13 protein-coding genes are annotated in these 11,674 nt (G+C 63.6%); 8 read left to right on the plus strand and 5 right to left on the minus strand.

Features of this window, described 5'->3' with window-relative positions; all coding sequences use genetic code 11:
• Positions 1 to 141: 141 nt before the first annotated feature.
• The 3 genes from OKW28_RS05195 to OKW28_RS05205 all read left to right on the plus strand — a co-directional run bounded on the left by OKW28_RS05195 (position 142) and on the right by OKW28_RS05205 (position 3,332).
• Complete coding sequence (locus tag OKW28_RS05195) at positions 142 to 1,074, plus strand: dihydrodipicolinate synthase family protein (RefSeq protein ID WP_184025420.1); 933 nt, start codon at positions 142 to 144, stop codon at positions 1,072 to 1,074.
• 107 nt (positions 1,075 to 1,181) lie between these two features.
• Entirely contained in the window at positions 1,182 to 2,471 is a 1,290-nt protein-coding gene (locus OKW28_RS05200) for an NAD(P)/FAD-dependent oxidoreductase (protein ID WP_429444065.1), read from the plus strand.
• A gap of 105 nt (positions 2,472 to 2,576) precedes the next feature.
• Positions 2,577 to 3,332, plus strand: coding sequence for a TetR/AcrR family transcriptional regulator (locus tag OKW28_RS05205; protein ID WP_429444066.1), 756 nt, complete (start codon positions 2,577 to 2,579; stop codon positions 3,330 to 3,332).
• 170 nt (positions 3,333 to 3,502) lie between these two features.
• Here OKW28_RS05205 and OKW28_RS05210 read toward each other — a convergent pair whose 3' ends face one another.
• Genes OKW28_RS05210 through aroQ form a run of 3 tightly spaced genes read right to left on the minus strand, consistent with a single transcriptional unit; the run spans position 3,503 to position 6,323 of the window.
• A complete protein-coding gene (locus OKW28_RS05210; protein ID WP_429444067.1) occupies positions 3,503 to 4,882 on the minus strand; it encodes an MFS transporter in 1,380 nt (459 codons plus the stop codon).
• 50 nt (positions 4,883 to 4,932) lie between these two features.
• On the minus strand, positions 4,933 to 5,871 hold the full coding sequence (locus OKW28_RS05215; protein WP_429444068.1) for a shikimate dehydrogenase: 939 nt from the start codon (positions 5,869 to 5,871) through the stop codon (positions 4,933 to 4,935).
• On the minus strand, positions 5,868 to 6,323 hold the full coding sequence (gene aroQ, locus OKW28_RS05220) for a type II 3-dehydroquinate dehydratase (protein WP_429444069.1): 456 nt from the start codon (positions 6,321 to 6,323) through the stop codon (positions 5,868 to 5,870). Before aroQ ends, OKW28_RS05215 begins: the two co-directional genes overlap by 4 nt.
• Before the next feature lie 319 nt (positions 6,324 to 6,642).
• On the opposite strand from aroQ, the gene OKW28_RS05225 reads away from it, so the two are divergent.
• From OKW28_RS05225 to OKW28_RS05245, 5 genes are all read left to right on the plus strand, one after another.
• Positions 6,643 to 8,535 (plus strand): bifunctional sugar phosphate isomerase/epimerase/4-hydroxyphenylpyruvate dioxygenase family protein, encoded by a 1,893-nt coding sequence (locus OKW28_RS05225; RefSeq protein ID WP_429444070.1) that lies wholly within the window; start codon positions 6,643 to 6,645, stop codon positions 8,533 to 8,535.
• Between the two features lie 168 nt (positions 8,536 to 8,703).
• Positions 8,704 to 9,036 (plus strand): hypothetical protein, encoded by a 333-nt coding sequence (locus OKW28_RS05230; RefSeq protein ID WP_429444071.1) that lies wholly within the window; start codon positions 8,704 to 8,706, stop codon positions 9,034 to 9,036.
• A gap of 153 nt (positions 9,037 to 9,189) precedes the next feature.
• On the plus strand, positions 9,190 to 9,444 hold the full coding sequence (locus OKW28_RS05235) for a hypothetical protein (RefSeq protein WP_429444072.1): 255 nt from the start codon (positions 9,190 to 9,192) through the stop codon (positions 9,442 to 9,444).
• 175 nt (positions 9,445 to 9,619) lie between these two features.
• Positions 9,620 to 9,973, plus strand: coding sequence for a tlde1 domain-containing protein (locus OKW28_RS05240; protein ID WP_429444073.1), 354 nt, complete (start codon positions 9,620 to 9,622; stop codon positions 9,971 to 9,973).
• 2 nt (positions 9,974 to 9,975) lie between these two features.
• Positions 9,976 to 10,167 carry a tlde1 domain-containing protein gene (locus OKW28_RS05245; protein WP_429446856.1) on the plus strand — a complete coding sequence of 64 codons (192 nt, stop codon included), beginning with the start codon at positions 9,976 to 9,978 and terminating at the stop codon, positions 10,165 to 10,167.
• Positions 10,168 to 10,484: 317 nt separating this feature from the next.
• Here the strand turns inward: OKW28_RS05245 and OKW28_RS05250 are convergent, their stop codons facing one another.
• Positions 10,485 to 10,814, minus strand: a complete 330-nt coding sequence (locus OKW28_RS05250; RefSeq protein ID WP_429444074.1) for a hypothetical protein — start codon at positions 10,812 to 10,814, stop codon at positions 10,485 to 10,487.
• A gap of 17 nt (positions 10,815 to 10,831) precedes the next feature.
• On the minus strand, positions 10,832 to 11,599 hold the full coding sequence (locus tag OKW28_RS05255) for a helix-turn-helix domain-containing protein (RefSeq protein WP_429444075.1): 768 nt from the start codon (positions 11,597 to 11,599) through the stop codon (positions 10,832 to 10,834).
• Between the last annotated feature and the right edge of the window lie 75 nt (positions 11,600 to 11,674).

Below are 11,674 nucleotides of genomic sequence, written 5' to 3' on the forward strand. Positions count from 1 at the left end.
AAGCGATCACGATATGGAAACAATTCAATATACCCGCGAGGCCCAGCGCCGTATAGTCGCCGAAGGAGACATTCATCCAGTTGCGCCGCCCGTTCGCGGGTTCGAGCGCAATCCTTCCATCCCCGTACGGACCACATCGCCATGAGCCAAGCGTCACACTCTCCCGCCCTGCGCGGCGTCTTCCCCGTCGTGCCGACGATCTTCGACGACGCCGGGCGTCTCGACCTCGAAGGTCAGAAGCGCTGCCTCGATTTCATGATCGACGCCGGCTCGAACGGCCTGTGCATTCTCGCGAACTTCTCCGAGCAGTTCGCGCTGTCCGACGACGAGCGCAACACACTGATGCATCTCGCGCTCGAACACGTCGCGGGCCGCGTGCCGGTGATCGTGACGACCACGCACTTCAGCTCGTACCAGTGCGCGGAGCGCAGCCGCGCAGCGCAGGCCGCGGGCGCCGCGATGGTGATGGTCATGCCGCCGTATCACGGCGCGACGATCCGCATCGGCGAGCGCGGCATCTACGAGTTCTATCGTACGGTGTCCGATGCCATCCAGATTCCGATCATGATCCAGGACGCGCCGGTCAGCGGCACGCCGTTGTCCGCGCCGTTCCTCGCTCGCATGGCGCGCGAGATCGACAACGTGTCGTACTTCAAGATCGAAACGCCGCAGGCCGCGAACAAGCTGCGCGAGCTGATCGAACTGGGCGGCGACGCGATCGTCGGTCCGTGGGACGGCGAGGAAGCGATCACGCTGATGGCCGACCTCGATGCGGGCGCGACCGGCTCGATGACGGGCGGCGGTTATGCCGATGGCATCCGCCTGATCGTCGATGCCTATGCGGCCGGTGATACCGAGGCCGCCGCCGCGCACTATCAGCAGTGGCTGCCGCTGATCAACTACGAGAATCGCCAGGGCGGCCTCGCATCGTGCAAGGCGCTGATGAAAGAAGGCGGCGTGATCGGTTCGGACGCGGTGCGTCACCCGCTGCCGCAGATGCATCCGGCGACGCGCGAAGGACTGTTGAAGATCGCACGCCGGCTCGATCCGCTGGTGTTGCGCTGGGGTCGATAACGCAGAACGAAGCGCGGCGGGGCGCCTGTCGAGGTGCGGGCTCACGCGGGCTGGACGGGCACACGCGATTGCCGCTAACCTAGGGCCTGTTCACAAGCTCGCGCCCCATGCAAAGTTTCTACGAAGCCACCGTCACCCGCTCCTCCGCCTGCGCGCCGCTCAACGGCCGACGCAGCGCGCACGTCTGCATCGTCGGCGGCGGACTTGCGGGACTCTCCACCGCGCTGGGACTCGCCGAACGCGGCGTCGAAGACGTCGTCGTGCTCGAAGCGCAGCAGGTCGGCTTCGGCGCATCGGGACGCAACGGCGGCTTCGTGTTCGGCGGCTACAGCCTCGATTGCGCCGACCTGCTGAAGACGCTCGGGCCGACTCGCGCGCGCGAACTCTATGCGCTGACCACCGACGCGGTCGAGCTGATGCGCAAGCGAATTGCGCGCTATCGGATCGATTGCGACGCGACCGATGCCGGCGTGATCCTCGCGAACTGGTTCGACGAACCTGCGCGTCTCGAAGCGCAACGGCGTCTGATGCGCGATTCGTTCGGTGTCGACTGGGAACCGATCGCTGCCAACCAACTCGCGGCGCAACTGAAAACGAGCCGCTATCACGGCGGCCTGTTCGAGCGCAACGCGTTCCATTTTCATCCGCTCAAGTACGTTGTCGGCGTCGCCGCGGCGGCCGCGCAAGCGGGCGTGACGATACACGAGCACTCGCCGGTCGTCAGCTTGCGGCGCGACGGCGCGGGCTTCGTCGTCGAGACGCCGCAAGGTGCGCTCGACGCGCGTCACGTCGTGATGGCGGGCGGCGGCTATGCACGCAACGTGTACGCGCGCGTCGAGCGCGCGGTGCTGCCTATCGCCACCTACGTGATGGCAACGGAGCCGCTCGGCGAACGCTTGCACGACGCAATCGCCACACGCGCCGCGATCTATGACACCCGCTTCGCGTTCGACTACTACCGCCCGTTGCCCGACACGCGCATCCTGTGGGGCGGCCGCATCTCCGTGCGCGACCGCGAGCCCGAGGCGATCGCGCGTCTGTTGCGACAGGACCTGCTGAAGGTCTATCCGCAGCTGCGCGACGTGCGCATCGAGCACGCATGGGGCGGCCTGATGAGCTACGCGCGACACAAGATGCCGCAGATCGGCCAAAGCACGGACGGAGTCTGGTACGCGGTCGGTTTCGGCGGACACGGCATGGCGCCGACCACGGTGTCTGGCGAACTGCTGGCCGCGGCTATCTCCGGTGAACGGCCGGTGCCCGATGCGTTCGCGACCTTCGGCCTCACGCGCACGTACGGCGCGCTCGGTCTCGCGGCCGCGCAGCTCACGTACACCGCGATGCAAACACGCGACGCACTCGCCGCGCGCCGCCGGCCCACGCGCCCGGTCGCGTAAGCGCCACGCAAGCTCCTTCGAGATGCCTTCTTCGATGCCCGGGACCCACGCCAGAGGCCCATTTCGCCATGCTAGAATGCGCCGTCACTGCCGCTCGAAACCACAATGAAAAAGGGAAGCAAGGCCGCCGAGCCTGATACCAACGGCATCGTGTCTGGCACGCCGCACGCCGACGCGCGACGTACCGGCGCCAGGCGTGTCGACGTCCGACGTACCGACGCCCGGCGTGTGGACGCCCCACGCAAATACGATCCCGAGCAGACTAAGCGCAACATCCTCGACGTCGCGACCCAGGAGTTCTCCGCGATGGGGCTGACGGGTGCCCGCGTCGACGCGATCGCGGAACGCACGAACACCACCAAGCGCATGCTGTACTACTACTTCGGCAGCAAGGAAGGGTTGTACCAGGCGGTGCTGGAAAAGGTGTATGGAGACATTCGCGCGCTCGAACAGGACCTGCACATCAGCGAACTCGATCCGGTCGAAGGCATGCGCGCGCTGGTCGAATTCACGTTCGACTACCACGACCGCCAGCGCGATTTCGTGCGCCTCGTGACGATCGAAAACATTCACGGCGCGAAGTACGTCGAGCAGGTCAAGACGTTCAAAGGACGCAACGTCACCGTGATTCACACGATCGAGGATCTGCTCGCGCGCGGCATCGCGGCGGGCCAGTTCCGCAGCGACATCGATCCGATCGATCTGCATCTGATGATCAGCTCGCTGTGTTTCCATCGCGTGGGCAACCGGCATACGTTCGGCACCGCGTTTGGGCGCGATCCGTCGCATCCGCGGCTGCGGGCGCGGCATCGGGCGATGATCGTCGATGCGATCTTGCGGTTCGTGAAGAAGGACGATTGACGCCGGTTGCGCGGCGACCGGCTGAAATGGAAACGGGATGTGGTGAAAGCCACATCCCGTTTTTTATCGCTTCGAGAAACGCAGCGCGTTCAGCGGCTTACTGCCCCGGCAAACCGGTGACGGCAGTCGACGTGGTTGCCGCCGCACCGCGACGGCTCTCCGGGGAAGACTCAATCCACCAGCACGATCCGCTTGATATCGCCGACGACGAAGATATACGACAGCGCGCCGATCAACGCGATGACACCGATAAACACCAGCGCGCCCACGAACGAACCGGTCGCCGCGACGATCAGGCCCACCACGAGCGGCGTCACGATCCCCGCCAGGTTCGCGGCGAAGTTGAAGATGCCGCCGGTCACGCCGAGCAGACCCTCGGGCGCGATATCCGACACCAGCGTCCAGCCGAGCGCGGCCATGCCCTGCGCGAAGAACGCCACCGACAGAATCGCGATCACCACGACGTTGCTCTCGACATAGTTGGCGAGAATGATCGTCGACGCGAGCAGCAGACCCGCGATGATCGGCAGCTTGCGCGCGACGTTCGGCGATTTGCCACGGCGCAGCAGCCAGTCGGAGAACACGCCGCCGAACATCACGCCGATCGAAGCCGCGATGAACGGCATGATCGCGAAGAAGCCGATCTTCAGCCAGGCCATATGACGTTCGGTGGCGAGATACGTCGGGAACCACGTGAGGAAGAACACCAGCGTCGAATTGCCCGCGAACTGGCCGAGGCAGATGCCGGTCAACTGGCGATGCTTGAGCAGCTGGCCAATCGTGCCCCATTGGAAGCCGCTCTTCTTCGATGCCGCCGCATCGGGTGTACCCGCGGCCGCACCCGCGACATCCTTGTTGCGTTGCGTGAGACCGCCGCCCGCCTCGATATAGTCGAGCTCTTCCTGATTCGCCGACGGATGATCGCGCGGCTCGCGATACAGCAGCCACCACACCACGCCAAACGCGATACCGACGCCGCCGACCACGAGGAACAGCGAGCGCCAGCCGAATGCGCCCATCAGCATGAACAGGAACGGACTGAAAAACGCGAGGCCGATATATTCGCCGACCGTGTAGGTGCCGGTCGCCATCGCGCGCTCGCTTTGCGGAAACCACGTGGCGACCACGCGGCTATTGGTCGGAAAGCATGGCGCCTCCGAAACGCCAAGGCCGAGACGGAAGGCGAACAGGCCGCCGATGCCCCCCACGAGCCCTTGCGCGAGCGTGCAGAGCGACCAGAACGTCATCGACAGGAAGTATGTGAGCTTGCTGCCGAAGCGGTCGAGAAACAGGCCGCCCGGAATCTGCGAGGCCACGTAGCTCCACGAAAACACGGAGAACAGCAGGCCCATCAGCGCGGCGTTGATGCCGAGTTCCTTCGTCAGCTGCGGTGCCGCGATGCCGAGCACGGTGCGGTCGAGATAGTTGATCATCGTGCCGACCGCGAGCAGCGCGAGGATCTTGTAACGGGCTTTCGAACGGCGCGCGGGGCTCGCCGCCTTGTTCTGCGCGGGCGAGCCCGCGGAGCTGGATTGGAACGATTGCGTCATGTCGTGCTTGTCTCCTCGATCAGCTTGGGTGCCGGTCTCTACGCGGCCGGTTAGCGTTGCAACAACGATTGAAAGTGGGTGTAGACGCGCTCGGCGTCCGGCTCGAGGCCCGTGAAAATACGCATGGCGTCGACCGCCTGGTAGACCGCCATGCCGCCGCCACTCAGCGTGCGGCAGCCAAGCGCCTCGGCCGCCTGCAGCAGCGCGGTGCGAATTGGGAAATAGACGATGTCGGCGACCCACAGGTCGCGGTGCAGCAATTCGGCCGGCAGCGGCAGGCCCGGCATTTTAGCCATACCGGTCGGCGTAGCGTGAATCAGGCCTTGCGCGGCGCAGAGCGAATCTTCGAGCGACGTGCCCGCGCTGACCTTGGCTTTCGGGAAACGCGCCAGCAACTCCTCGGCGAGCGACTGCGCGCGGGCGGCATCGACGTCGAACAGCGTCAGCGACTGCGCGCCCATGTTCAGCGCCGCGTGCGCGACCGCCGCGCCGGCGCCGCCGGCGCCAAGCTGCACGACGCGTTCCAGCGACACGTCCGGCAGGCCGCGCTGGAACGCACGCGCAAAGCCGGACCAGTCGGTGTTGTGACCGATGCGCTTGCCGTCCTTGAACAGCACGGTGTTGACCGCGCCGAGCGCGCGGGCGTCGTCGGACAGTTCGTCGAGCAGCGGAATCACCGCCTGCTTGCACGGATACGTGATGTTCAGGCCGTTGTAACCCATCCGTTCGGCCGCCGTCAGCAGCTCCGGCAGCGCGGCGGTGTCGAGCTTCTGCGCATCGAGATCGATGCGTCGATAGACATAGTGCAGTCCGAGCTTGCTGCCCTCTTCCTCGTGCATCGCGGGCGTGAGCGAACCGCTGATGCCCGAGCCGATCAGGCCGACCAGAAAGGAGTGGGGAGTGGCCCGCAAGCTCGCCTGCGCATTGGCCAACGCGGCGATCTGCGCGTCGGTCCGGGAATTTCCCCTAGTGTTCGCTTGAGTGTTCATTTCGCCGCCCTATTCTTAAGAATCGTCGCCATCCGTTCCAGCGCGAGCACATAGCCCTGCGTGCCGCAGCCGACGATGATCGCGTCCGCCACCGCCGACACGTACGAGTGATGCCGGAACGCTTCGCGCCGATGCACGTTCGAGATATGCACCTCGATGACGGGCTTTTCGATCGCGCTCAATGCGTCGGCGATCGCGACCGACGTATGTGTGTAAGCGGCCGGATTGATCACGATGCCGTCGACCTTGGTGCGCGCCGCGTGCAGCCAGTCGATCAGCTGATGCTCGGCGTTCGACTGGCAGAAGTCGATCGCGAGCTCGAGGCGCTCGCCCGCGTCGCGGCACAGCTTCGCGACGTCGTCGAGCGTTTCCGCGCCATAGATGGCCGGCTCACGCGTGCCGAGCAGATTGAGGTTCGGTCCGTTCAGGACCAGTACGGAGGCAAAGCTCATGACAACGACTCCCGCAAAATAAGGCGCGACTCGAACCGCGGCACCCGCGGCGGTTCTTCGACGCATGGCGAAGTGTGCGCGCATCGGCCGTCGTCGTCATTCGGGGTTTCTACGAATTTGTACCATCTAGTTAGTTTGTATAGACTATCGAAACTCCCGGATAGTGTGGGGTATTCTGGCCTGCGTCTTGCTTCAGTGCGTAACGAACTAGCTCATTTTTGCGCATTGCAGCAAGCCCGGCAGGCCGCGCCGCCAGGCGCGCCGCCGCGGTTTTTCTCTGAGTTTCCCCCTCGTTTGTCCGTTTTTGCAGGAGCCGTTCATGCAACGTTCGATTGCCACCGTGTCGATTAGCGGCACCCTCGTCGAGAAGCTGAGCGCGATCCGCGCGGCGGGTTTCGAAGGTGTCGAAATCTTCGAGAACGACCTGCTGTATTTCGACGGCTCGCCCGCCGACGTGCGCCGCATCGCCGACGACCTCGGCCTGAAGATCATGCTGTTCCAGCCGTTTCGCGATTTCGACGGCGTCAGTCCCGAACGGCTCGAGCGTAATCTCGACCGCGCGAAGCGCAAGTTCGACGTAATGCACGAGCTAGGCACGGACCGCATCCTCGTGTGCAGCAACGTGTCGCCGGACACGATCTGCGACGACTCGCTGATGATCGACCAGTTGGGCGCGCTCGCCCGCACGGCCGAAGCGGCTGGCGTGGTCGCCGGTTACGAAGCGCTCGCCTGGGGCAGGCACGTAAAGACCTATCGCCACGCGTGGAAGCTTGTCGACGCCGTGAATCATCCGAATCTCGGGCTCGTGCTCGACAGCTTTCATACGCTGTCGCTGAACGACACGCCCGACGCGATCGCCGACATTCCTGGCGAGCGCATCGCGTTCGTGCAGATCGCGGACGCGCCGAAGCTTGCGATGGACGTGCTCGAATGGAGCCGCCACTACCGCTGCTTCCCCGGCCAGGGCGACTTCGATCTCGCGAACTTCACCGCACAGGTCGTCAAAGCTGGCTACAAGGGCCCGCTTTCGCTGGAAATCTTCAACGACGGCTTTCGCGCCGCCCCCACCACGATCACGGCCGCCGATGGCCATCGCTCGTTGTTGTTCCTCGAAGAGCAAACTCGCGCGTTGCTCGAAGAGCAACAGCAGCCGCGCAAAACGACAGGCGGCCTGTACCGCTCGCCCGCCGCGCCCGCGCACGTCGGCTATCAGTTCCTCGAATTCGCGGTCGATCACACCACGCGCACGCAGCTAGCCGACTGGCTCGGCAAGCTGCGCTTTCGCCAGGCCGGCCAGCATCGCTCGAAGGACGTAACGCTGTATCAGCACGGCGCGGCCTCGATCGTGCTGAACGCCGAGCCCGATTCGTTCGCGAACGCGTTTTTTCAGCAGCATGGTTTGTCGCTGTGCGCATCGGCGTTTCGTGTCGATGACGCGAGCCACGCATTCGAGCGCGCGGCCGGCTTTGGCTACGCGCCGTTCTCCGGCCAGATCGGGCCGAACGAGCGCGTGCTGCCGGCCGTGCAGGCGCCGGATGGCAGTCTCAACTATTTCGTCGACGAAACGCCCGATCAGCCCACGCTGTTCGAGGCCGATTTCGTGCTGACCGACGTCAACGGCCCGACCGAGGTGGGACCGCTCGAGCGCATCGATCACGTGTGTCTGTCGGTGCCGGCGAGTGCGCTCGATACGTGGGTGCTGTTTCTGCGCACCGCGTTTGGCTTCCTGGCCGAGCCGGGGGTGCTCGTTCCCGATCCGTACGGCCTCGTGCGCAGCCGCGCGCTGCGCAGCCCCGACGGCTCGGTGCGGATCGCGCTGAATGCATCGGTGGATCGCCATACGGCGGTGGCCGAGGCGCTGCACACGTATCACGGCTCCGGACTGAACCACGTCGCGTTCAGTACCGGCGACATCTTCAGCGCTATCCCCGAGTTCGTCGCCGACGGCGTGCCGATCCTGCGCATTCCGCGCAATTACTACGACGACCTCGCGGCCCGCTACGCGCTGTCCGACACGCTGCTCGAAGCGATGCGCGCCAACAATATCCTGTACGACCGCGACGAACGCGGCGGCGAGTTTTTCCACGCTTATACGGAGCAACTCGACCAGCGCTTCTTCCTCGAGATCGTCGAGCGGCGCGGCGGCTATGACGGCTACGGCGCGGCCAATGCGGCGGTGCGGCTCGCGGCGCAGGCGCAGCGGCGCAAGTAACGGGCGGACACCGGAGGCACGACGGCGGCTTCGCCATTGGAAGTCGCCGCGTCGATACGGATTTCGTCTTTTCAGGCACGCGACCTGTGTCCCCGATCGGGACAGGCTCGCCGTCTCGATATAATGGCGCCTGCTCAGCCGAATCGCCGAATCAACGCCAGGAGAGATATGAAGAAGTTCGCTGCAGTCCTGTCCCTTTCGCTACTGCTCAGCGCTTGCGCGTATTTCCAGAAAGACCCCGATTCCGGCGAACCCATCACGGACACGACGACACAGCGTTCCGTCGACGACGTGGTCGCCTGTCTGACGCAGATAGCCAACCACCACAACGCCGCGTTCAAGTCGACCGGGATCCCGCAGGGTCAGATGCTCGACTTCGGCGACTCGAACATCGTCAAGGTACGCAGCGACAACGGCGCGACAACTTACCGTTTCTATGCGGGCAAGCGTCATGTAAGCAACCTGTGGATCGAATCGGCAAGCAAAACCTGCGCGCCATAAGGCTTTGTGGCGCATAAAGGCGAAGTTGCAGGCGCCGGAATCTGATCCATTGCAACGTTCATGTCACGGTGTTACAGGACAATGGAGTCTTAAGAATCGTTTAAGACTTCGTCCGCAAGATCCCCGGACATGTCCCCGTACCAGGTGCGCTCCATGAACCAGCCCGAACCGAACACCAACGAAACACCGGCCAAACGGCCTACTATCCTGCGCCGTCTGTTGAGCCATCACGAGCTCGCGACGCTGCTGCTGCTGCTGCACGCGCCGATCGATGCATCCGCAAAACCCGAAATTCCGCAGCTTTACGAAGCAGGTCTCGTCGAGACCGTTTCGAACGATGCGGGCACGCCGCATATCCGTCTGACGTCCGAGGGTAATGCGGTGTTGCGAGGGCTTGGGGTGAAGTAAGCAGATCGGCTCGCGACCCGGTCATCCGATGCCGCGTCAACGCTTTGCGTTGACGCGGCTTTTTTCTATTCAGGCACAGCCATTGAGCGCGGCCTACGTTTTTGGCGATAGATCAGACCGCCGCGCTTCCGCATCAGTTTCGTAGACATGCGAGGCATCTTTAAGAACGCTCCGATTGTCTGGCACCGACGTACACGCAATAGTCATTGCTCCGCCACCTCAGGGAATTCTGGAGCAAAAACCAATGACTGTAAGCTGTACCTTCGAACTCAATCGGAAAGAGACTTCACGATTCGTCTGTTCAGGCTTTGGCGCGGTCGAGGCCTATTCGGGTCAGAGAGCCGGCAGGGACAATCCCGACAATGTCGCGGATGTGGATGTCGGCCCGATACCTCCCGGCACGTACTACCTGATTGACCGCCAATCCGGCGGACGCATCGGGGGACTAGGGACTTTATCGGTGAACACTTCGGAAGTAGTGATCGGCACAAATGGTTCACGCTGTGGAATCCTCACGGCGGCGACGTGACGATGATTCAAGGCATCCGGCGGGGTCAATTCCGCCTTCATCCCGAAGGGTCGAGGCATCTAAGCCAAGGTTGCATTACCGTAAAAGATCTGGCTGGCTTTGAGCGGCTGCAGCGCTATATCCGTCGGACTTCGCCAACGCTGCCAATACCAGGAACTAACATGCGAGCTTACGGGCGAGTGGAAGTGCGATGAGATACGCCCGATTGCTTCGATGGTGCATCAGTGCACTTGGGATATGGGTCGCATTGGGCACTGCACTCGCATGGGGCACGCAACAACTATCGTTCCAGATACCGTTATGGTTCGCCGGTTCCGTTCGATGGCTACTGCGTTGCCTATATCCCAATTGGGAGCCCGACGCCTACGATGTCGAGGCCTGGGGCAACTTTGTGCTGATCGTTTCGGGATATATCGTCGCCATCGCATTGGTAGTGCCGGCAAGCGTCATCGCATGGCGGCGAGCACATTGAGCACGATCGTCACAATGGAATTCGGCCGCATCAAGCCTTTCAAGCCTGCCACACCCCATACCCCGCCTCGCGCAGCCCGATCGCCAATTCCACTTCCATATCCTGCGCGCCGCGGTAAGGCATCGGGTTGAACACGTCGTACAGTTCAGGCATCAGACGCAGGCCGTAGTCGCGCACATAGCGATTCGCCTGAATGCCCGCCTTGTGCCGATCGAAGCGCAAGTCCGGGTCGAGCCCCGTCATGCCGACGTACACGCACGGCTTGTCGAAACGGTAACCGGGATTCGCGCGACGAAAGCGCGCCTCGTTCCACACCTTGTCGTCGAGCGCGACGACGTACACGTAGTAGCGATGCGCGCGACCCGCCATGACACGTGCGACGCCGTTCAGCCGCGCAGCGTACCGTGCAGCAACATCCGGTATTCGGTCGGTGTGACGCCGACGGTCGCCTTGAATTGCCGTGTGAACGCGCTGTGATCGGTGTAGCCGCAACGCGCGGCGACGTCGGTAACCTTGTCGTGCGACACCAGCAGCGCGGTCGCCGCATCGAGTCGCGTTTTCAGGAGCACCTGGCGCGGCGTCAGATGAAACACCTTGTGAAAGTACCGCTCCAGTTGCGCGACCGACATGTCCGCCATCGCCGCAAGTTGCTTCAGGTTCAGCGGCTGCACGTAATTCTCCTGGATCGACTGCACGACCGCGGCAAGCCGGCTGTAGGCCGGATGGCTGCTTTCGTCGGCTTTCAGATCGCGGGAGATGCCGGCGAGGCCGACCACCTTGCCGGTCGCATCGCGCAGCGGCTGTTTGCAGGTCAGGCACCAGCCCGGTTGACGGCCCGGATACAGATGCAGTTCGAGCTGATCGAGCATCTGATTGCCGACGCCGACGATCGCCTTGTCCTGCGCGGTATAGATGCGCCCGAAGCGGCGCGGAAACACGTCTTCCGCGGTCTTGCCGAGCAGCGCAGCCTTTTCCTTGAAGCCGCAACGCGAAGCGAGCGTGCGGTTGACGAGCGCATACCGCGCGTCGGCGTCCTTGACGAAGAACACGACGTCCGGCATTGCATCGAATACCGGCTCGAGCAACCTGAAATGCGACAGCATGCCGGAAAGCGTCGTATCGTCGGTTTCGAGCGGATGCGCCAGCGTGTTCATCGTGCGGTTCCGTGGGTGCGTGCCTGGTTGATTGCGTTAGGTTGCGTTCGCGGATCGCTGCGCCGGTGCGGCCGG

This window comes from Paraburkholderia sp. 40, from assembly GCF_050434105.1.
Taxonomy (GTDB): Bacteria; Pseudomonadota; Gammaproteobacteria; order Burkholderiales; family Burkholderiaceae; genus Paraburkholderia; species Paraburkholderia tuberum.